This is a genomic window from Agrobacterium burrii, from assembly GCF_017313405.1.
In the GTDB taxonomy this organism is placed as follows: domain Bacteria; phylum Pseudomonadota; class Alphaproteobacteria; order Rhizobiales; family Rhizobiaceae; genus Agrobacterium; species Agrobacterium burrii.
In genome coordinates, this window is the sequence record NZ_JAFLNA010000008.1 from 52,190 (window position 1) to 71,740 (window position 19,551).

21 protein-coding genes are annotated in these 19,551 nt (G+C 59.6%); 8 read left to right on the top strand and 13 right to left on the bottom strand.

All coding sequences use genetic code 11. The features are described 5' to 3' along the window. The first annotated feature begins 296 nt into the window (after positions 1-296). On the top strand, positions 297-1,367 hold the full coding sequence (locus JZX89_RS15635; RefSeq protein WP_149897478.1) for a GGDEF domain-containing protein: 1,071 nt from the start codon (positions 297-299) through the stop codon (positions 1,365-1,367). A gap of 226 nt (positions 1,368-1,593) precedes the next feature. Here JZX89_RS15635 and JZX89_RS15640 read toward each other — a convergent pair whose 3' ends face one another. Genes JZX89_RS15640 through JZX89_RS15650 form a run of 3 tightly spaced genes read right to left on the bottom strand, consistent with a single transcriptional unit; the run spans position 1,594 to position 4,476 of the window. Then, positions 1,594-2,202, bottom strand: a complete 609-nt coding sequence (locus JZX89_RS15640; RefSeq protein WP_153513847.1) for a pyridoxamine 5'-phosphate oxidase family protein — start codon at positions 2,200-2,202, stop codon at positions 1,594-1,596. 42 nt (positions 2,203-2,244) lie between these two features. Further along, the gene (locus JZX89_RS15645; RefSeq protein WP_174372492.1) at positions 2,245-4,056 is read right to left on the bottom strand and encodes a monovalent cation:proton antiporter-2 (CPA2) family protein; all 1,812 of its coding nucleotides are present in this window, start codon (positions 4,054-4,056) and stop codon (positions 2,245-2,247) included. Between the two features lie 51 nt (positions 4,057-4,107). Then, on the bottom strand, positions 4,108-4,476 hold the full coding sequence (locus tag JZX89_RS15650) for a gamma-butyrobetaine hydroxylase family protein (protein ID WP_046798342.1): 369 nt from the start codon (positions 4,474-4,476) through the stop codon (positions 4,108-4,110). A 107-nt stretch (positions 4,477-4,583) separates the two neighbouring features. Between JZX89_RS15650 and moaA the strand changes: the two genes are divergently transcribed. The 7 genes from moaA to JZX89_RS15685 all read left to right on the top strand — a co-directional run bounded on the left by moaA (position 4,584) and on the right by JZX89_RS15685 (position 10,029). Then, the gene (gene moaA, locus JZX89_RS15655; RefSeq protein ID WP_207134631.1) at positions 4,584-5,633 is read left to right on the top strand and encodes a GTP 3',8-cyclase MoaA; all 1,050 of its coding nucleotides are present in this window, start codon (positions 4,584-4,586) and stop codon (positions 5,631-5,633) included. A gap of 162 nt (positions 5,634-5,795) precedes the next feature. After that, positions 5,796-6,764, top strand: coding sequence for a DMT family transporter (locus tag JZX89_RS15660; RefSeq protein ID WP_149897473.1), 969 nt, complete (start codon positions 5,796-5,798; stop codon positions 6,762-6,764). 1 nt (position 6,765) lies between these two features. After that, complete coding sequence (locus JZX89_RS15665) at positions 6,766-7,965, top strand: multidrug effflux MFS transporter (protein ID WP_153513850.1); 1,200 nt, start codon at positions 6,766-6,768, stop codon at positions 7,963-7,965. Next, positions 7,962-8,600 (top strand): molybdenum cofactor guanylyltransferase MobA, encoded by a 639-nt coding sequence (gene mobA / locus JZX89_RS15670; RefSeq protein WP_207134632.1) that lies wholly within the window; start codon positions 7,962-7,964, stop codon positions 8,598-8,600. The genes JZX89_RS15665 and mobA overlap by 4 nt, the downstream gene beginning before the upstream one ends. Positions 8,601-8,635: 35 nt before the next feature. Beyond that, complete coding sequence (mobB, locus tag JZX89_RS15675) at positions 8,636-9,151, top strand: molybdopterin-guanine dinucleotide biosynthesis protein B (protein ID WP_207134633.1); 516 nt, start codon at positions 8,636-8,638, stop codon at positions 9,149-9,151. Positions 9,152-9,315: 164 nt separating this feature from the next. Continuing rightward, the gene (locus JZX89_RS15680) at positions 9,316-9,777 is read left to right on the top strand and encodes a hypothetical protein (RefSeq protein ID WP_207134634.1); all 462 of its coding nucleotides are present in this window, start codon (positions 9,316-9,318) and stop codon (positions 9,775-9,777) included. A 99-nt stretch (positions 9,778-9,876) separates the two neighbouring features. Beyond that, positions 9,877-10,029 carry a hypothetical protein gene (locus tag JZX89_RS15685; protein ID WP_207134635.1) on the top strand — a complete coding sequence of 51 codons (153 nt, stop codon included), beginning with the start codon at positions 9,877-9,879 and terminating at the stop codon, positions 10,027-10,029. Between the two features lie 10 nt (positions 10,030-10,039). Here JZX89_RS15685 and JZX89_RS15690 read toward each other — a convergent pair whose 3' ends face one another. The 10 genes from JZX89_RS15690 to nagZ all read right to left on the bottom strand — a co-directional run bounded on the left by JZX89_RS15690 (position 10,040) and on the right by nagZ (position 19,520). Then, positions 10,040-11,608, bottom strand: coding sequence for a peptidoglycan DD-metalloendopeptidase family protein (locus JZX89_RS15690; protein ID WP_207134636.1), 1,569 nt, complete (start codon positions 11,606-11,608; stop codon positions 10,040-10,042). 345 nt (positions 11,609-11,953) lie between these two features. Beyond that, entirely contained in the window at positions 11,954-12,607 is a 654-nt protein-coding gene (locus JZX89_RS15695; RefSeq protein ID WP_246746743.1) for a protein-L-isoaspartate(D-aspartate) O-methyltransferase, read from the bottom strand. Continuing rightward, complete coding sequence (gene surE / locus JZX89_RS15700) at positions 12,604-13,374, bottom strand: 5'/3'-nucleotidase SurE (RefSeq protein WP_207134637.1); 771 nt, start codon at positions 13,372-13,374, stop codon at positions 12,604-12,606. The genes JZX89_RS15695 and surE overlap by 4 nt, the downstream gene beginning before the upstream one ends. 175 nt (positions 13,375-13,549) lie before the next feature. Continuing rightward, positions 13,550-14,833, bottom strand: coding sequence for a serine--tRNA ligase (gene serS / locus JZX89_RS15705; protein ID WP_207134638.1), 1,284 nt, complete (start codon positions 14,831-14,833; stop codon positions 13,550-13,552). Between the two features lie 96 nt (positions 14,834-14,929). After that, complete coding sequence (tatC, locus tag JZX89_RS15710; protein ID WP_149897466.1) at positions 14,930-15,733, bottom strand: twin-arginine translocase subunit TatC; 804 nt, start codon at positions 15,731-15,733, stop codon at positions 14,930-14,932. Further along, entirely contained in the window at positions 15,730-16,470 is a 741-nt protein-coding gene (tatB, locus tag JZX89_RS15715; RefSeq protein WP_207134639.1) for a Sec-independent protein translocase protein TatB, read from the bottom strand. Before tatB ends, tatC begins: the two co-directional genes overlap by 4 nt. A gap of 54 nt (positions 16,471-16,524) precedes the next feature. Continuing rightward, complete coding sequence (locus tag JZX89_RS15720; RefSeq protein WP_149897464.1) at positions 16,525-16,743, bottom strand: twin-arginine translocase TatA/TatE family subunit; 219 nt, start codon at positions 16,741-16,743, stop codon at positions 16,525-16,527. Positions 16,744-16,872: 129 nt separating this feature from the next. After that, the gene (gene scpB / locus JZX89_RS15725) at positions 16,873-17,607 is read right to left on the bottom strand and encodes an SMC-Scp complex subunit ScpB (RefSeq protein ID WP_149897463.1); all 735 of its coding nucleotides are present in this window, start codon (positions 17,605-17,607) and stop codon (positions 16,873-16,875) included. Then, positions 17,597-18,445 carry a segregation and condensation protein A gene (locus JZX89_RS15730; protein ID WP_153513856.1) on the bottom strand — a complete coding sequence of 283 codons (849 nt, stop codon included), beginning with the start codon at positions 18,443-18,445 and terminating at the stop codon, positions 17,597-17,599. Before JZX89_RS15730 ends, scpB begins: the two co-directional genes overlap by 11 nt. Before the next feature lie 58 nt (positions 18,446-18,503). Beyond that, positions 18,504-19,520 carry a beta-N-acetylhexosaminidase gene (gene nagZ / locus JZX89_RS15735; RefSeq protein ID WP_207134640.1) on the bottom strand — a complete coding sequence of 339 codons (1,017 nt, stop codon included), beginning with the start codon at positions 19,518-19,520 and terminating at the stop codon, positions 18,504-18,506. Positions 19,521-19,551 lie beyond the last annotated feature (31 nt).

Sequence of the window (19,551 nt, forward strand, 5' to 3'; positions counted from 1 at the left end):
GCCCCGACATTTCCTATCCCGGCACCCTGTATTGCTGTGCCAAAATAAATCACTCGAAAAGCGTTATCGGGATTGACAGAATAAATACGATGCTGTCACCAAGGCGAATAGTAGAGGTAAAAAACTCCGGAAATCTATAAAAATGAAAATTACTTATAATTATCAATTAAATAAGATAAAAATCAACGAAAACAGGATTTCCGGGAACAAAAATTAGTTTTCTATAAATTAAGCTTTCCAAAACAGCCTACATAATAATAATCATTGTCTATAAGCAGACTCACTGGAGTTTCTTGATGAACACGGCATCCACGCCCAAAACAACGGGACCCGACATTGCCGGACAGATTGCCTACGCCATGCGGAGCATGGGTGTTTCGCCGATCCCGCGTAATTACAGCCTTTTCTACGAAGCCTATATCGGCTCGAACCCGGCGCTGACGAAAGATCTGGCGGCGCTTGGAAGCCGGGCCACGCAGGAAGATCTGGACGAACTGTCCACGCGCCACGGCGAAAGCAATCCGGTCAGGGCCATCGACGACGCGCATGAAAAGCTCAGGCGCGAACTGGAAGCGTTGCTGGGCACATTGCGGCGGGAACAATCCTCCATCGAGAACTACAACAGGATCCTTGGCGAAACGCGCCAGCGCATCGATGACAAGAACGCCTCCAGCACCAATATTCTGAAGAATGCGATCCTGTTGCTGGCCGAAGCCACGGGCACGAAGATCATCGATGGCGAGAAGGCGTTTAACGACGTCAATCGCCATGCCGAGGAAATGCATCAGGTCCGTCTGGAACTGGATGAATATAAGCGCATCGCCAATACCGACTCGCTGACGCGCCTTTCCAACCGCCGGGCTTTCGACGACCGGCTGGCCTGCGTCTATGACAGCTCCATCGGCCTGCAATATACGTCGCTGGTGCTGCTCGATATCGACCATTTCAAGCGGATCAATGACACGTTCGGCCATCCGGTCGGCGACAAGATTTTGGCAACCGTCGCCTCGGTCATCCGCGCCAATGTCCGCAAGGACGGCTTCGTCGCCAGAAGCGGCGGCGAGGAATTCGCCATCATTCTCGACGGCAATACGCCGGAGGAAGTCATGGTGATGTGCGAGCGCATCCGCCTGTCGCTGGAAAGCACACCGTTCCGCAATTCAAGATCGGGCGCCGACTATGGCACGGTGACGATCTCCATCGGTTTCGCTTCCGCTTCGCAGGCCAACAATCCGGGCGAGCTTTATGGCCATGCCGATACGGCGCTCTACCACGCCAAGGAAACCGGCAGAAACCGCTCCATCTTTTACGAGGATGGCATGCAGAAGAACTATACCGGCAAGAACTGGCTCATTTACCGGACGTGACGCGTATCGCGCCAGTTTGGGTGCACTAAAACCACGCTACTTCCCCTACCCTCATTCCTGTGCCTGTCACAGAAATCTGGCCAGCCCAGGTCCTTGGGCTGTAAAACTCTCTCCGCCGCGCAGACGCGCGTCGACTGGGCTCCTGTGACGAGCACAGGAATGAGGAAAGAGGAAAGACGTCGGCCTATCGTTGCATCGCTATGAGGTACTCTTCGCGATAAGCCCCTCACCACATCGTAGCCGCTGCCCGCGCCGCCCATTCGCGGTCATAGGTTTCCTGATCGAACTCCGCTTTCGCGGCTTTCAGCAGCACACCCGGCGTGGGTAGCGACGCCGGTTCGACGAAGTGTTCCGGGTTCCACAGTTCCGAGCGCATCAGCGCCCTGGCACACTGGAAATAGACCTCATCAATCGTCATCACGATAACGGTGCGCGGATGTTTGCCATCCATCTCGAAGCTTTGCAGCAGCTCCGGGTCGACGGAGACCACGGCCCGGCCGTTGATGCGCATCGTGGTATTCGAACCGGGGATCAGGAACATCAGCGCCACCCGCGGGTCACGCACGATGTTCAAAAGGGAGTCGACACGGTTGTTGCCGCGCCAGTCCGGCAGCAGCACTGTCTTGTCATCCGCTACCCGCACGACTCCGCCCCTGTCACCACGCGGCGAACAGTCCATGCCTTCCGGCCCCACAGTCGCCAGCGCCAGAAAGGGTGATGCCTCGATCATCAGCCGGTATTCGGCCGTCAGCGTGGCCGTTACCTTGGCGATCGACGCTTCGCTGGCTCCGTCATAGATGGCCTTCAATTCCTCAACCGTGTGAATGATCGTCATGTCAATTCCAACCCTGTTAAAACCGGTATATCGGGACTACGCCTATTCTTCCGCCGCTTCCGCCTTTTCCCGCTCCGCCCGCTCGCGTGCAGTGCGTGCGGCGACGAGGTCGGCCGGCTGAGCATTGCCGCGGATCAGCGAACGGCCGGCATAGATGCCGCCGACGACCTCCATGGCGAAACGTTCCTCGTCACGGTCGCGGAATTCCTCCACCAGACGGGCGGCGTCCTCACGCTCCTCGCCCATGGCGCCCAGCACTTCCTCACTGAAATTCAGCGCCGATTCCAGCGTCTCACGGATCTGGTAATCGACGCCCGCCTTCAGAAGATCGATGGCGTGGCCACGGTCATAGGCGCGGGCAAGAACCGGAACAAGCGGGAACTCATGCTTGACGATCTCCGCGATCCGCACCGCCGCATCCTTGTCATCGACGCAGATGAGCACCGCGCGCGCCGTGCTGGCGCCGGCCGCATGCAGGATTTCCGCCCGCGATCCGTCGCCATAATAGACCTTGAAACCGAACTCCGCCGCGTCACGCACGAAGTCGGCATCCTTGTCGATGAGAGACAGGGTGTAGCCACGCGCCAGAAGCGGCTGGCTGACGATCTGCCCGAAACGCCCGAAGCCGATCAGCAAAATGCTGCCTTCGACATTCTCAGGCACGTCGAGATCATCGGTATTGGGAACTGCCGCCGGCACCAGCCGGTCATGCAGAATGACCATCAGCGGCGTCAACACCATCGAGATGATGATGGTCGCGGTCAGGATGGCGTTCGCCTCCCGGTCGAGAATGCCGGCGCTAACGGCGGCGGAATAAAGCACGAAGGCGAATTCGCCGCCCTGCGCCATCAGCACCGCCCGCTCCAGGCTCTCACGGCGCGTGGTGCCGAGCGCCCGCGCAACACCATAGATCAGAAAACCCTTGAGCAACATGTAGCCCGCCACACTGACGACCACGAGCTGCCAGTTGGAGCCGATGACGGCAAGGTCGATCGCCATGCCGACGCCTAGGAAGAACAGGCCGAGCAAAATGCCGCGAAACGGCTCGATATCCGCTTCCAGCTGATGCCGGAAGGAAGATTCCGACAAAAGCACGCCGGCGAGAAACGCGCCCATGGCCATGGAAAGTCCGCTGACCTGCATCAGCAGCGCAGACCCCAGCACCACCAGCAGGGCCGCGGCCGTCATCACCTCCCGCGCACCGGAGGCGGCGAGCAGCCGGAAGAACGGGTTAAGCAGATAACGTCCGGCAAGGATGAGCGCGCCGACGGCGGCAAGCGCGATGCCCACGGAAATCCAGCGCTCCGAGGGCGTCACATGTTCGCCGCCCGAACCGAGAAAGGCGACAAGCGCCAGAAGCGGCACGATGGCCAGATCCTCAAACAGCAGGATGGCGATGATGCGCTGGCCCTTGAGGCTGGACATGCTGTTGCGTTCCTGCAGCATCTGCATGACGATCGCCGTCGAGGTCAGCACGAAACCCGTGCCGGCGACGAAGGACATGATGACCGGAAAGCCAAGACCGACACCGATCAACGTCAGGCCCGCCATGCACACCAGCACCTGCAGCGCGCCCAGCCCGAAAATATCCTGCCGCATCGACCACAGCCGCGACGGCTGCATTTCAAGGCCGATGATGAACAGGAACATCACTACGCCCAGTTCGGCAATATGGAGAATGGCCTGCGAATCTGAGAAAAACCCAAACCCGTAAGGACCGATCACCAGGCCGGCAGCCAGATAACCCAGCACCGAACCGAGGCCGATACGCTTGAAAATCGGCGCGGCGACGACACCTGCCGCCAAAAGCACGACCACCTGGGCCAGATCATTTCCGTTCGCTTCGACAGCCACACGTCACCCCGTTGCAATTGATAGGACGAGGGCTTCGTCCCCCGTCTTTTTCTACCGGGATAGCGGCTCCCTGCTCAAGCCCTTTTCAGCAAGCTGCCGTTGATAATCGTCAAACAGTGCGTCGCCGGTTTCGCCGAGTTCCCTCAGATATTTCCAGGTGTAGATACCACTGTCATGGCCATCGTCGAAAACGATGCGAACCGCATAATTGCCGGTCGCGACCATCGAGCGGATGGCGACATTGCGTTTGCCGGGTACCGTGACCTTTTGTCCCGGCCCGTGACCCTGCACTTCCGCCGAGGGTGAAAGCACCCGCAACATCTCGGCGGGAAGCCGGTAAACGCTTCCATCGTCAAAGGAAACCGTCAATTCCCGCCGGTCTTTCGACACCAGCAGCTCGGTCGGCCAGACATCACTCATTTTTCACTTCCGTAAGCTCATCATATGCGTCAAAATTACGGACTTGCCTCACGATAGGCAAGCCACTACATCATTTGAAAGGCGCATCGCGCAATGAGGATGGAGACGTGAACAGTTTCCCCGGATCGCTTGAAAAAGCGCAATTCCTGACGGAAAACAACGCACCGATGGTGGATCCCTTCGGCCGCGCCATTACCTATCTGCGCGTTTCAGTCACCGACCGCTGCGATTTCCGCTGCACCTATTGCATGTCCGAGCACATGACCTTCCTGCCGAAGAAGGACCTTCTGACGCTGGAAGAACTCGACCGGCTCTGTTCCGTCTTCATAACGCGCGGCGTGCGCAAGCTCAGGCTCACCGGCGGCGAGCCGCTGGTGCGCAAGAACATCATGTCGCTGGTTCGGAATCTCGGCCGCCATGTGCGCAACGGCACATTGGACGAACTGACGCTGACCACCAATGGCTCGCAGCTTGCCAAATATGCCGATGAGCTGGCCGATTGCGGCGTCAAGCGCATCAACGTCTCGCTCGACACGCTTGACCGCGAGAAATTCCGCCAGATCACCCGCTGGGGCGATATCGACCGTGTCATGGAAGGGCTGGATGCCGCACAGGCCGCCGGCATCAAGGTCAAGCTCAACGCCGTGGCGCTGAAGGATTTCAACGACACCGAAATGCCTGAAATCATGCGTTTTGCCCATGGTCGCGGCATGGACCTGACTGTCATCGAAACCATGCCGATGGGCGAGATCGAAGAAGACCGCACCGACCGCTATCTGCCGCTGTCGCAGTTGCGCGCCGATCTGGAAAAAAGCTTCACACTCATCGACAGCGATTACCAGACCGGCGGCCCCGCCCGTTACGTAAAGGTGGAGGAAACCGGCGGCCGGCTCGGCTTCATTACGCCGATGACCCATAATTTCTGCGAAAGCTGCAACCGTGTCCGCCTGACCTGCACCGGCACGCTTTATATGTGTCTGGGCCAGGACGATGCGGCCGATCTGCGCACGGCGCTGCGCGCTTCCGACAGCGACGTCTATCTGTCGAGCGCCATCGATGAAGCCCTTCTGCGAAAGCCGAAGGGGCATGATTTCATCATCGACCGCACCCACAAACGCCCCGCCGTCGCCCGCCATATGAGCGTGACGGGCGGCTGAGCCGCTTTCTTTGTCACCCATCTATATAAGCGGTTGAATTGCCGGCTTGGCCGTGTCACGTCTCTTTACATGGAGGAATGCGTCGTCGCGCCCGCGAGGCCGCCCGAAACCGTCTGAAAGGTCGGTCCGGGTAAAACTGCGCATGGTCTGGGATCGTATGGAATGGCATTGACGGACAATACGCGCGGCGCGCTTTTCATGGCGCTCGCCATGGCAAGCTTCACGGCCAACGACGCCCTGACGAAATCCGTCACACCCTACATCAACACCGGCCAGATCATGTTCGTGCGCGGCATCATGACCGTGGTGCTGATTTATATCGCCGCCCGGCATTTCGGCGCGCTGAGACCACTGAAAACCCTGCTGCGGCCCATCATCATCCTGCGCTGTCTCTGCGAAGTGACTGCCGCGGTGCTTTACCTGACGGCGCTGGGCCTCATCGAATTTTCCAATGCCTCGGCCATATTGCAGTCCCTGCCGCTGGTGGTGACGCTGGGTGCGGCGCTGTTCCTGCGTGAGCCGGTCGGCTGGCGGCGCTGGGTGGCCATCATCGTCGGTTTCATCGGCGTGCTCGTCATCATCAGGCCCGGCCCGGAAGGTTTCACGCCCGGTGCATTGCTGGTCGTCGCATCACTCGCCGTTACCGCCGCGCGCGATCTCCTGACCCGGAAAATGTATGCCGATGTGCCCTCGCTTGCGATTACCGTCATCACCGCCACCGTCAACATGGCGGTGGGCGGCCTGCTGATCGTGCCTTTCGGCGGCTGGCAGCCGATGAATGTCACGATCGTGTCGCATCTCGCCGCTTCCGCTATTCTGGTGTTGGTCGGTTATCAGGCGATCATTCTCGCCATGAGATCAGGCGAAATCTCCTTCGTCGCGCCGTTCCGTTATACCGGCCTGCTTTGGGGTTTCATGATTGGCGTGTTCTTCTTCAACGAAAAAATCGACAGTTTCACGATCGTCGGCGCGATGATCGTCATCGGTTCGGGTCTCTACACTTTCTATCGTGAAAGCCTGCGTAAACGTTCGCAGATGGCCAAGCGCGCGGCCGCCACACCGACCGCCGCAACCACGGTGCGACCGGCTTCCGTAACGAAAACTGCCGTTACGGAAGAGGCGGGAGAATGACATGAAAAGCGGCCGTTTCCTCGATCGGACCACCCCACCCCACATCATCACGCTGGTCGTCATCGCCGGCGTCGCGGCGCTATGCATGAATGTGTTCCTGCCCTCGCTTGCGGCCATGGCGCTCTATTTCGAGACCGACTACGCGGTGATGCAATTTGCGGTTTCGGGCTACCTCGCCGCCACCGCCTGTCTGCAACTCCTCATCGGCCCGCTTTCCGATCTCTTCGGCCGCCGGCCGGTCATGCTTGCCAGCATCGCGATCATGATCGCCGCCACGCTGGTCTGCATGCTGGCGCCCAACATCACCGTCTTCATGATCGGGCGCGTGGCACAGGCCGCCGTCGTTTCCGGCTTCGTGCTGGCCCGCGCCATCGTGCGCGACATGGTGCCGATGGAACAGGCCGCCTCAATGATCGGCTACGTGACCATGGGCATGTCGGTGGTGCCGATGGTTGGCCCAACTGTCGGCGGGTTGCTCAACGACATTTCCGGCTGGCAGTCGAGCTTCGCACTCCTTGCCCTGCTTGGCGTCGGCATTCTGGCGCTCGCATGGTTCGATCTCGGCGAAACCAACCACAATAAATCGGCGAGTTTTTCACAGCAGTTCCACGCCTGGCCGGAACTTCTGCGCTCGCCGCTGTTCTGGGGTTATGCGCTGACCTCGACCTTCTCGTCGGGCATGTTCTTTTCGTTCCTCGGCGGCGCGCCCTTTGTCGGCAGCGTGCTTTATGGGCTTGCGCCGGCCATGCTCGGCCTGCAATTCTTCTTCATGGCCAGCGGTTACATGCTCGGCAATTTCGTCTCCGGCCGTTATGCCAGCCAGATCGGCATCACCCGCATGATGCTGTCGGGCAATGTCATCGCCATTGCCGGCATCGTCACGACTATCATACTGATTACCGGCGGAGCGGAAAGCGCCTATGCGTTCTTCGTGCCGCTTGCCCTGATCGGCGTCGGCAACGGCGTGACACTTCCCAGCGCCAATGCCGGTATGGTCAGCGTCCAGCCGCATCTGGCCGGGTCGGCCTCCGGTCTTGGCGGCGCGATGACCATCGGCGGCGGTGCCGCCCTTTCCGTGCTTGCCTCATCGGTCCTCTCAAAAGAAGATGGAACCTGGCCACTCCTCATGGTGATGCTGGCGACCGGCCTTGTCGCCCTTCTCACCACCTATGTCGTAAGGCTGCAGGAACAGCGGCAATGAGCACCCTTCCCCATCAGATACCCGGTCTCGTGCTCGCCGGCGGCCTGTCGCGGCGCATGGGTAGCAACAAGGCAATGGTGATGTTGGGCGATGCACCGCTGCTTTCTCACGTTGTGCGCCGCATCGCGCCACAGGTCTCGGATGTCACCATCAATGCCGCCACCAAAGACAAGGGCGGCTGGGCGGACACTTTCGGCCTGCCGCTGCTGCCCGATACGCTGAACGGCCATGCCGGGCCACTTGCGGGTGTTCTGGCCGGCATGCGGCATTTCCGCAATCGCGAGGCCACCGGCAGCCATTTCCTGACGGCACCTGCCGACAGCCCGTTCTTTCCAGACGATCTCGTCGCCCGGCTTTGCGAACACATATCGGACAATACGATCGTCATCGCTGCCTCGAGCGGCCAGATTCACCCCGTCTTCGCGCTGTGGCCGGTGGCGCTTGCCGACGATCTCGAGGAGTGGCTGAAGAACGATGCCAACCGCCGTATCCGGGCTTATCTTGCCCGGCATGTCACCATCGGCGTGGCCTTCCCGCCGGTGGAAACAGCAAAGGGCAGCCTCGACCCATTCTTCAATATCAACACCCCGGATGAACTGGCGCTGGCGCGTAGCCATCTGGAGCATTTCCAGTAGGATAATGCGTTGAACAAAGAGATGGAGCTGCAACCATGACGGCACAAAAGGTCTTTGGCATTGCCGGCTGGAAAAATTCGGGCAAGACCGGCCTTGCGGTGCGCATCGTCACCGAGCTGACAGCGCGCGGCTACCGCGTCTCCACCATCAAGCACGCCCATCATGATTTCGATATCGACAAGGTGGGTGCCGATAGCTGGCGTCACCGGCAGGCCGGCGCGCATGAGGTCACCATCGTTTCCGGCACCCGTTTCGCCATCATGCATGAATTGCGCGGCGAACCCGAGCCGTCCTTCGAGGCCATCCTCTCCCGCCTCGCCCCCTGCGATCTCGTGCTGATCGAAGGTTATAAATACGAGCCCGTGCCGAAGATCGAGGCGCGCCGGCTGGAAGCGATGAAAACCGAACCGCTTGCGCCGCTCGATCCGCATATCATCGCAATTGCCGCCGATCATGAGGTAGCGGACACGGCCCTCCCCGTTTTCGATCTCGACGATACCGCGAGGATTGCCGACTTCATCGAGAAGACGGTTGGGTTGGTGCGGCCTTAGTTTGCGTTCCGGCGAAGCGCCTATCGCTGCACCCAACGAAAATATCAGAGTAGTTAAGTATAAGCCTCACAGGGCAAGAACTGTCATTCGATAAAAATATTCAAACAAAATATACAATTGCTTGAAGGCTCCGACTTATCATCTTGATCAACATGGAGACCAAGATGCGTATCCTATTTATAATTGCCGCAACGGCAGCTGTAGCAATTGGCGTAATTGCCACGATCAAAGTACCTAATGTCGAAGATTCCAAACGGGTATTGGCGAATTATCGTGCTGATCCGCAAACCACCCTAAAACGACTAGAGGTCGCGATCTTCGAATGCGTCCCAGACAGCGCCAAGAGTGCTACCGGTATACGATTTACCACAACTATCATCGCGCCATTTTACGTAAAAGCTGTTGAGCTCCGGTCGGATGGAACGACTGAAGATAGCTTTCGCGCACAAATTCAAAAATGGATTATAACCAACCATCCGCAACTTTTGACCAGTCTCCCGGATAAAGACTTTCTTGAATTAATCAGCTACCTCACGAAAATCGGAGAAGACGAGACCGAGAACTGCATTCTTTCGTCAGCGACATCGAGCGTCCGAAGTGTCGAAAGCGTCGCGAATAACTTGTAACTTCGTCTCTAGCTAACATGCTGCGGTCCCGTGCCACTCATGCGCAGCAGAAAAGCTCGTAAGTAGCTCGTATTTGCGACGAAACTCCGGAATGAGGCCGTGGCTGCGGGCACCACGTTACTCAAGCTCAGGGCCGGCATCCCGGAAAAAAGTGTAGAAACCGAACCCGCGGCAGTGATCGCAATGCATAGCGTCCACACCAGTCCAAAAATGAAAAAGCCGGGCTCTTCACCCGGCTTCATCATTCCTTGAGACGCAATACCTATTCAAGGAAACCTGATGGGTTCACCGGTGTCGCATCCTTGCGAACTTCGAAGTGAACCTGCGGACGCTTGGCGCTGCCGGTCATGCCTGAGGTGGCGATGGTCTGGCCACGCTGGACCTTCTGGCCACGCTGGACATCGAGATTGGCGGCGTTGCCGTAAACGGTGACCTTGCCGTCGTCATGGCGCACCAGCACCGTGTTGCCGAGTTGCTTCAGGCCGTTGCCGGCATAGATGACCAAACCGTTTTCAGCGGCCTTGATCGGCGTACCCTCGGGAACCGAGATGTTGATGCCGTCATTGCGGCTGCCTTCGACATTGTCACCGAAATTGTTGATGACCGCGCCGCGAACCGGCCAGCGATATTTGCCGATGCCGGTTGATTCCGGAGCGAGAGAAGCCATGTCGGACTTCTTTTCGATATCGCTGACACTTGCCGTGGCAGCCGGCGCGGCAGGAATAGTCGCGGCAGCAGCGGCAGGGGCCTTGTAGGGCTCCGGCTTGGCGGAGGCGGTCTCGACTGCCTTGGCCGCTTCCTTGGCGGGAACCGAGGCCGTCTTGACGTTGTCAGTGCCGGCGCCCGGCATGGACAGTGTCTGGCCGACACGGATGCTTTCGTTGGAAAGACCGTTTGCGGCCTTCAGCGCGGCAACCGAGACGCCGTTTTCACGGGCGATCTTCGCCAGGCTGTCGCCCGGCTGAACCTTGTAACCACCGGTCGGCGGCAGTGGCTTGCCACCGGGAGGCGTCAGCTTGCCAGCCTCGGAGGAAATCTTGTCACGGGCGGCAGCCTGCGACGGCAGCACGGCAACATTGCCCTCAGGGCTGCGCAGCGGCGTCGGCTGGTCGCCATTGCGGTTCAGCGCGATATTGCCGGCCGCGTCCTTGGCGGCGTTGCGCACCTGGCCAAATTTCGGAATGAGGATCGACTGTCCGGCCTGCGCCGAAGACGCGGACTTCAGGCCATTGACCCGCAGCAGTTCCTTTTCCGGGACGCCGTAGCGGTTGGAAATGGTGGTGATGCTTTCGCCGGGACGCAGGGTCACGGAGGAAGCGCCATCCGTATGCCAGCCATTCTTGTCGGAACGAACGGTTGCGGTTGTCAGATTGTCGGCGACGGGCGCGGCTGCCTGGCGGGCAGGTGCTGCCAGAGAAGGTGCGGCTTGTCGCTGTGCAGACGGGAAAGGCTGAGCCATGGCTTCGTTGCGCGTCGCCGGATCGCGGCTTGCCACTGCCGACGGTGCCGACAGTTCAGAGCGCTGCACCGGAGAGGCCGAAGCCGAGCGGGCCGTGGACGGCTGGACGCCGCCGCCGTAACCGCCGGACTGCGGATAGGAATTGCCCGCCATGTTCTGGTTGGCGTAACCGCCCTGCGGCGCGGCGGAAGCATAACCGCCGTTCATGTCGCCCTGCGGAACCGGGGCCTGCGCATAAGCACCACCACCCTGACGGGCTGGAATTGACGCCGTGGTCATCTTGTCCGGTCCACTGGAAAAGAGGCCGCCGAACCGCGTTGCATCCGAGCTACAGCCCGTTGCGACGCTTGCCAGCAATGCCGCTGCGAACATTTTTGCGACTGATTTTCCGATTTTAGACGAATGTCTCATACGCATGACTCGATCTACACTGACGCCAACCCGCCGCATCGAAACCGATCCGGCACAAATTTCACTTCTTGCAAGGCCCATTTCCCGAGGTGGGGAAAACCATGCGTCGATGTTTATGATTAAAGCGCGTTAGTGTTACCACGCCGTTAAAACGTTAAGCCTCTCAGTGCTTTTTTGACACTTCGATAACCATGACGAAAACCGGATGCGTCATGCTGAGGCAATAATGATATTGAAAATCAGATAGTTGCGATAATTCAGAACATTAGAAGACAAAAATGAATTGCCTTCAAAATTTTCATTTCGTCACAAATGCCGGGCAATATGGGTGCTGAGCGGCAGATAAGGCGCCTCGAACAGCTCTTCCTTTTCGAAGCGGCTGCCGGTCTTGGAGAAGCGGGTCATCACGCAGCGATCACCCTCAACGATGATCGGCGCGATCATCATGCCGCCCGATACGATCTGTTCGGCGAAAAAACGGGGCATGGTGGTGAAGGCGGCTGTGGAGACGATACGGTCGAACGTGCCTTCGCCGACAAGGCCGTTGCTGCCATCCGCCTGGCGGATGACGACATTGCGGATGGAAAGATCGTCCAGACAGTTCTGCGCCGCCTGCACCAGCGTCTTGTATCGCTCCAGCGAAAACACACGCTCCACCCGACGGGCCATGATCGCGGTCATGAAACCGCTGCCGGTACCGATTTCCAGCACTCGCTGGCCGGGCTTGACCTGCAGGCGGGCAAGGATTTTCACCGCCATGTCGGCGCCTTCCATGAAGGCGCCGCAGTCGATCGGGATCGTGCGGCTGGAATAGGCGTCGGCAGCAAATTGCGGCGGTACGAATTTGGAACGTGGCGTCTGCTCGACCGCCGTCAACAGGTCGAGGTCGGAAATCCCCTCGCCCCGCAGACGGAGAACGAGAGCGGCAAAACCTTCCTTTTCGACCATGGCGGATTTCAATCGGCGACTCCGAATCCAAGTGCTTGCGCAACCCGATCCTTTACCGAGTAATCCGTCAGGTCAAGCTTAAGCGGCGTAACCGAAATCTTGCCGTGCTTCAGGGCATGGATATCGGTGCCTTCGCGGAAGGTACCAAGACGCTCGCCGAAGCGCAGCCAGTAATAGGGGAAACCGCGGCCGTCCTGTCGTTCTTCCACGGTCAGGCCGAAATCGAGCTTGCCCTGCCCGGTCACGGAAACGCCCTGCACATCCTTGGGCGCGCAATTGGGGAAATTGAGATTGAGGAAGGTGCCATCAGGCAGATCGACATTCATCAGCTTGCGCAGAAGATCCGGCGCATAGGTTTCGGCGACTTCCCACGGCACGACACGGCCGTCAGCATGGCTGAAGGCCTGGCTGAGCGCGAAGGAACGCACGCCCTGCAGGGTGCCCTCGATGGCGCCGGCAATGGTGCCGGAATAGGTCACGTCATCGGCCATGTTGGCACCGGCATTGACGCCTGACAGCACGAGGTCGGGCTTCTCCGGCAGAACTTCGCGAATGCCCATGATGACGCAATCGGTCGGTGTGCCGCGCAGCGCATAATGTTTGTCGGACACTTTTCGCAGGCGCAGCGGTTCGGAAAGCGTCAGCGAATGAGCGAGGCCGCTCTGGTCGGTCTCGGGCGCGACGATCCAGACATCGTCCGACAGCGTGCGGGCGATACGCTCCAGCACGGCCAAACCCTCGGCGTGGATACCGTCGTCATTGGTCAGCAAAATCCGCATGTTTTCCTCCCACTATTCATTTTGGTTCAGGTACGGAGCACTCCCTCAACCGTCATCCCGGCTTGAGCCGGGATCCAGTCGACGCGCGTCTGCGCTTCGGGAAGAGTCCTTCCAGCCCAAGGACTTGGGCTGACTGGATTCCGGCTCAGGGCCGGAATGACGGAAACATCAGAACTCAGGCCGCCTTCTCGATGCGTGTCAGACCGCCCATATAGGGCAGCAGCACGTCTGGAATTGTGACGGAACCGTCCTCGTTCAGATAATTTTCGAGAACCGCGATGAGGCAGCGGCCGACAGCCGTACCGGAGCCGTTCAGCGTGTGCACGAACTTCGTCGCCTTGTCGTCCTTGCCGCGATAACGCGCATTCATGCGCCGGCCCTGGAAATCGCCGCAGACCGAGCAGGACGAGATTTCACGATAGGTGTCCTGACCCGGCAGCCACACTTCCAGATCGTAGGTCTTGCGCGCGCCAAAACCCATATCGCCGGTGCACAGCGTCATGGTGCGGAAATGTAAGCCCAGACGCTTCAGCACTTCTTCGGCGCAGGCCGTCATGCGCTCATGCTCGGCGACAGCACTTTCCGCATCGGTGATGGAGACAAGCTCGCATTTCCAGAACTGGTGCTGGCGCAGCATGCCGCGCGTGTCGCGACCGGCCGAACCCGCTTCCGAACGGAAGGACGGGGTCAGCGCGGTGAAGCGCAGCGGCAGCTTTTCCTGATCGAGAATTTCGCCTGACACGAGGTTGGTCAGCGTCACTTCCGCCGTCGGGATCAGCCAGCGGCCATCGGTGGTCTTGAACAGGTCCTCGGAAAACTTCGGCAATTGCCCGGTGCCGAACATCGCTTCGTCGCGCACCATCAGCGGCGAGGACACTTCGGTATAGCCATGTTCGCTGGTGTGCAGATCGATCATGAACTGGCCGAGCGCCCGCTCCAGACGCGCCAGCTGGCTGGTCAGAACGGTGAAGCGCGAGCCGGAAAGCTTGGCGGCGCGTTCGAAATCCATGTAACCGAGCGCTTCGCCGATCTCAAAATGCTCCTTTGCCTCATGGTTCCAGCCGGGCTTCTGGCCGACCACGCGGGCAACGACATTGTCGTGCTCGTCCTTGCCATCAGGCACGTCGTCGAAAGGCATGTTCGGCAGGCGCGACAAAGCATCGTTCAGCTCGGCGGTGACCTGGCGGTCCTCCTCCTCGGCGCGCGGCATGTTTTCCTTGATGTCGGCGACTTCTGCCTTCAGCTTTTCCGCAAGCTCCATGTTCTTCTGCGCCATGGCGGCACCGATTTCCTTGGAGGCGGCATTGCGGCGGGACTGCATGTCCTGCAGGGACTGGATAACGGAACGGCGCTTTTCATCAAGGGCGATCAGGCCGCTCGCGGCAGGCTCCACGCCACGGCGTGCAAGAGCCGCATCGAAGGCTTCGGGGTTTTCGCGTATCCATTTAATGTCGTGCATCGTCGTTCCAGACCGTTGTTGCATTGCCCTCAGCAAAACGCCGGGCAAAGGCCCGGCGCGAAGAGATTTGTGAGCGGGGGAAACCTTCGCAAAGGCTCAGGTCTCTTCCAGCTCCGTGCTTTTGGATTCCGCCGCACGTTTCCTCTCCACGAGTCGAGCCATGTAGATGGAAATCTCGTAGAGAATGATCGCAGGCAGCGCAAGACCGATCTGGGACATGGGATCAGGCGGCGTCAGCACCGCGGCGACCACGAAGGCGAGCACGATGGCGAACTTGCGCTTTTCCCGCAGCCAGTCGCTGGTCAGAATGCCGACGCGGGCCAGAAGCGTGGTGACGACCGGCAGCTGGAACACCAGACCGAAAGACAGCACCAGCGTCATGATGAGGCTCAGATATTCCGATACCTTCGGCATCAGCGAAATCGCCACCTCGCCATCTTCAGGTAATTGCTGCATGGCGAGGAAGAACCACATGACCATGGGCGTGAAGAAGAAATAGACGAGCGCAGCACCGATGAGGAAAAGGATCGGCGACGCGATGAGGAACGGCAGGAAGGCGGCGCGTTCGTTCTTGTAGAGACCGGGTGCGACGAATTTATAAAGCTGCGAGGCGATCACCGGAAAGGAGATGACCATTGCGCCGAACATGGCGACCTTGATCTGCGTGAAGAAAAATTCCTGCGGCGCGGTATAGATCAGCGACGATTTCGTCACATCGAGCCCGGCCCAGAGCACTGCCCATTTATAGGGAATGACAAGCAGGTTGAAGAGGTGCTTGGCCACCGCAAAACAGCCGATGAAGGCGATGAAGAATGCGCCGAGCGACCAGATCAGCCGGGTGCGCAACTCCATGAGGTGCTCGATAAGCGGCTGTGGCTTATCTTCGGTATCGCCGCTCATGCTTCATCCTTTTTCGGCTTTGCAGCCTTGGTTCTTGCCGGTTTGGCGTCAGCCACCACAACAGCCTTGTCCGCTGCCGCTTTCTTGACGGCTGCCTTTTTGGCGACAGCCTTCACGGAAGATTGCGAAACGGCTGGTTCGCCGGCTGCGGGAGAGGCAATGGCTTGCGGTGCTGCGTCCGCCTTGGTGCGGACGGCACGCTTCGGCTTGGCGGCAACCGCCTCTGCCTCAACCGTCGCAATCGATTTCGCACGTGCGCGCTTCGGCTTCGTCTCCGCAGCAGCAACAGGAGTAACCGGCGCGGACGCCGCAGGCGTGGAAACCACTGAAGGCGGCGTGTCCGGAAGTTTCATTTCCGGTTCCGGCACGCTGACCAGCGGCGCAACCGGCTCGCTCGTCGCGGGTGCCGGGGTGGACGACAGGCCATCGGGCGCCGCCGTCGCCTTCTGGAGATCGGACTTGATCTCGTTGCCCAGCTGGCGAAGCGGGTTCATCGCATCGCGCAGCGAGTTGGTGGGGTTGAGATTGCGGACATCGGAGATCGTCTGGCGCACATCGTCCATGTCGGCCTCTTTCAAGGCCTCGTCGAACTGCGTGCGGAAATCCCCCGCCATCTTGCGAAGGCCGGCCATCGTTTTACCGAAGGCGCGGATCATGGGCGGCAAGTCTTTCGGCCCGACAACCACGATCAACACGACCGCAATCACCAGAAGCTCACTCCAGCCGATATCTAACATCAATATGCTCCCGAGACCCTAGCGCCGTCTCAAAACAAGCAGCTTCAAAGCCGCTTACTTGATCTCGTCAGCCTTGTGGTCGACGGTCTTCGCATTGGCAGGAGAGTTTGCATCGGCCGGAGGCGGCGTCTGGTCTTCGTCAGCAATGCCCTTCTTGAAGCTCTTGATGCCCTTCGCGACATCACCCATCAATTCCGGGATCTTGCCACGTCCGAAGAGGACGAGAACGATCACCAGCACGATGAGCCAATGCCACACACTAAAAGAACCCATAACTGCAACTCCTGAATTTCGCTTTCAGACGATGTAAGACGTTTGAAAGGCTTTTTCAAACAACAAATTGTCGCGTCAACAAGGTGTGAGCATAAAGTTTTTGCGTCCTGTCATCCGCTGACGGCGATATCAATCATCACCATCGCCGCCGCCCGGCGCAAGCAGGCCCAGCTCCTCCAGATCGAGCTGCGTGATCGGGTCTTCGTCTTCACGCAATTCGTCGCTCATCATCGGCAGGGGAATGCCGAAATTGGACGGGATACGACCGGAAAGCAGCCCCGCGCCTTTCAACTCCTCAAGGCCCGGCAGATCCCGTAGCTCCTCAAGGCCGAAATGATCGAGAAACTCCACCGTGGTGCCGATCGTCACCGGCCTGCCCGGTGTGCGCCTGCGACCGCGGAAACGCACCCAGCCCGCCTCCATCAGCACATCGAGCGTACCGCGTGAGGTCTGCACACCGCGGATTTCCTCGATTTCGGCGCGTGTCACCGGCTGATGATACGCTATGATCGCCAGAACTTCCAGCGCCGCGCGCGACAGCTTCTTCGGTTCCTTCTCCTCCGTGCGGATGACGAAGGAGAGGTCGCCCGCCGTGCGGAAGGCCCATTGCCCGCCTACCTGCACGAGATTGACACCCCGGTCGCCATAGGCGGCCTTCAACTGGTGCAGAATGGTGACGACATCCATGCCGCGCGGCAGACGCTCGGCGATGAAGCCGATGGAAACCGGCTCGGCCGAGGCGAAAATCAGCGCCTCGGTGATACGCTCAGCCTCCTTCAGCTGACGCTCGGAAAATATCGTGGGTTCGGGCTCCACCCCATCTGTCACGATCAATACCTCGCCGGCTTCGTCATCATTCGTCATCATTGGTCCTTTCGGCATTCACCGCGCGATCGTCTCTTTCGCCCCTGCGCATATAGATCGGCTGAAACGCACCGTCCTGCCGGATTTGTAACGATCCCTCGCGCACCAGCTCCAGCGAGGCGGCAAAGGCGCTGGCGATGGCCGTTACCCGCATGGCGGGATCGGGCACATATTGCAGCAGATATTGATCGAGCACCGTCCATTCGCCGACATCGCCGAGGAGACTGTTGAGAAGCTCGCGCGCCTCAACCAGCGACCAGACCTGCCGCTTTTCGATGGTGACCTGGGTGATGGCCTGCCTCTGCCGCAGATTGGCATAGGCGCTCAGAAGATCGTAGAGATTGGCCTCGTAGGCCGAACGGTTGATATGCGGAATATGCTCCGGCGCCCCACGGGCAAAAACATCGCGGCCAAGCTGGGCGCGGTTGACGAGCCTTTCGGCCGCCTCGCGCATCGCTTCCAGGCGTTTGAGGCGGAAGGCCAATGTCGCGGCCATTTCCTCACCTGAGGGGCCGTCATCCTTCGCCTGTTGCGGAATGAGCAGCTTGGATTTGAGGAAGGCGAGCCACGCCGCCATGACCAGATAATCGGCGGCCAGCTCGATGCGCACGCGGCGTGCGCTTTCCACGAATTGCAGATATTGCTCGGCAAGCGCCAGCACCGAAATGCGCGACAGATCGACCTTCTGCGTGCGGGCAAGGTGCAGCAGCAGATCGAGCGGGCCTTCGAAACCCGCGACATCGATGACCAGCCCGGCCTCGCCCGTCAGCCGCTCCGGCGTCACATCCTGCCAGAGCTTGTCCATCGGCGGTAAATTGCGAGACTTGTCTGCGGCCATTGTTCCATCCGCCGGGCGTCCGGCCTGTGATCCCGAGTGGGCGACCGCCGCCCGATCGTCAGGAAACGGCCCACATGGCGTTGAATTCAGCTCTCAGTTCAGCTTCGTCGGCGGTGTCAGCAGCGGGGAAACCTGCCTCCACGGCCCGGACCCGCTCCAGCGAACGGCCGGAAAGAACGGGAACTTCCTTCACGACCTCAAGCATTTCACCCATCACGCCGTTGCAATGCAAGACTATATCGCAACCGCCCGCAACAATATTCGCAGCCCTTTCGCCAAGCGTGCCCTTCAGCGCATTCATGGAGCTGTCGTCGGACATCAGCAACCCGTCAAAGCCGATCCGGCCGCGAATGATCTCTTCGATCACCTTCGCCGAGGTGGTAGCCGGCCGTTCGCGGTCAACGGCGTTGAAGACCAGATGTGCGCTCATCGCCATCAATTCGCGGTTAAGCGCCCGGAACGGTACGAAATCATGGGCGTCCAGCTCGTCGAGCGGCACATCGACAACCGGTAGATCATGATGAGAATCGACCATGCCGCGCCCGTGGCCGGGCATATGTTTCATGACGGGCAACATGCCGCCCGCTTTCAGCCCGTCGGCAGCCGCCTGCCCCATCTCGGCAACCATGGTCGGCGAATAGCCATAGGCGCGGTTGCCGATGACGTTGCTGGCGCCCTCCACCGGCACGTCAAGCACCGGCAGGCAATCGACATTGATGCCGAATTTCATCAGGTCAAAGGCATGCAGACGCGACATCAGCCAGGCGGCGCGCAGGCCTTCCTCGCGGTCGCGCTCGTAGATTTCGCCGAGAATGCGGGCATTCGGATAGGCTTGCAGGATCGGCGGCTTGATGCGCTGGACGCGCCCGCCCTCCTGATCGATCAGCACCGGAGCCTCCGGCCTCCCGACGGCATCACGCATCGAGGCGACGAGATCGGTGATCTGCTGCGGTTCGCCGATGTTGCGGCCGAACAGGATGAAGCCCCAGGGCTTTTGGTCACGGTAAAGGGCAATCTCGTCGGCGGTCAGCGAAAGCCCGCTGCATCCGAGGATCATAGCTTTGCAATCGGTCATGGTGTCACGCTCGCAAGGGGAAAGAGATGGA

Bases quoted from the DNA above. Each gene is read 5' to 3' on its own strand.
- JZX89_RS15635 (WP_149897478.1), top strand. From the start codon at position 297: ATGAACACGGCATCCACGCCCAAAACAACGGGACCCGACATTGCCGGA.
- JZX89_RS15640 (WP_153513847.1), bottom strand. From the start codon at position 2,202: ATGACGATCATTCACACGGTTGAGGAATTGAAGGCCATCTATGACGGA.
- JZX89_RS15650 (WP_046798342.1), bottom strand. From the start codon at position 4,476: ATGAGTGATGTCTGGCCGACCGAGCTGCTGGTGTCGAAAGACCGGCGG.
- JZX89_RS15660 (WP_149897473.1), top strand. From the start codon at position 5,796: ATGGCATTGACGGACAATACGCGCGGCGCGCTTTTCATGGCGCTCGCC.
- JZX89_RS15665 (WP_153513850.1), top strand. From the start codon at position 6,766: ATGAAAAGCGGCCGTTTCCTCGATCGGACCACCCCACCCCACATCATC.
- mobA (WP_207134632.1), top strand. From the start codon at position 7,962: ATGAGCACCCTTCCCCATCAGATACCCGGTCTCGTGCTCGCCGGCGGC.
- mobB (WP_207134633.1), top strand. From the start codon at position 8,636: ATGACGGCACAAAAGGTCTTTGGCATTGCCGGCTGGAAAAATTCGGGC.
- JZX89_RS15680 (WP_207134634.1), top strand. From the start codon at position 9,316: ATGCGTATCCTATTTATAATTGCCGCAACGGCAGCTGTAGCAATTGGC.
- JZX89_RS15690 (WP_207134636.1), bottom strand. From the start codon at position 11,608: ATGTTCGCAGCGGCATTGCTGGCAAGCGTCGCAACGGGCTGTAGCTCG.
- surE (WP_207134637.1), bottom strand. From the start codon at position 13,374: ATGCGGATTTTGCTGACCAATGACGACGGTATCCACGCCGAGGGTTTG.
- serS (WP_207134638.1), bottom strand. From the start codon at position 14,833: ATGCACGACATTAAATGGATACGCGAAAACCCCGAAGCCTTCGATGCG.
- tatC (WP_149897466.1), bottom strand. From the start codon at position 15,733: ATGAGCGGCGATACCGAAGATAAGCCACAGCCGCTTATCGAGCACCTC.
- tatB (WP_207134639.1), bottom strand. From the start codon at position 16,470: ATGTTAGATATCGGCTGGAGTGAGCTTCTGGTGATTGCGGTCGTGTTG.
- JZX89_RS15720 (WP_149897464.1), bottom strand. From the start codon at position 16,743: ATGGGTTCTTTTAGTGTGTGGCATTGGCTCATCGTGCTGGTGATCGTT.
- scpB (WP_149897463.1), bottom strand. From the start codon at position 17,607: ATGACGAATGATGACGAAGCCGGCGAGGTATTGATCGTGACAGATGGG.
- JZX89_RS15730 (WP_153513856.1), bottom strand. From the start codon at position 18,445: ATGGCCGCAGACAAGTCTCGCAATTTACCGCCGATGGACAAGCTCTGG.
- nagZ (WP_207134640.1), bottom strand. From the start codon at position 19,520: ATGACCGATTGCAAAGCTATGATCCTCGGATGCAGCGGGCTTTCGCTG.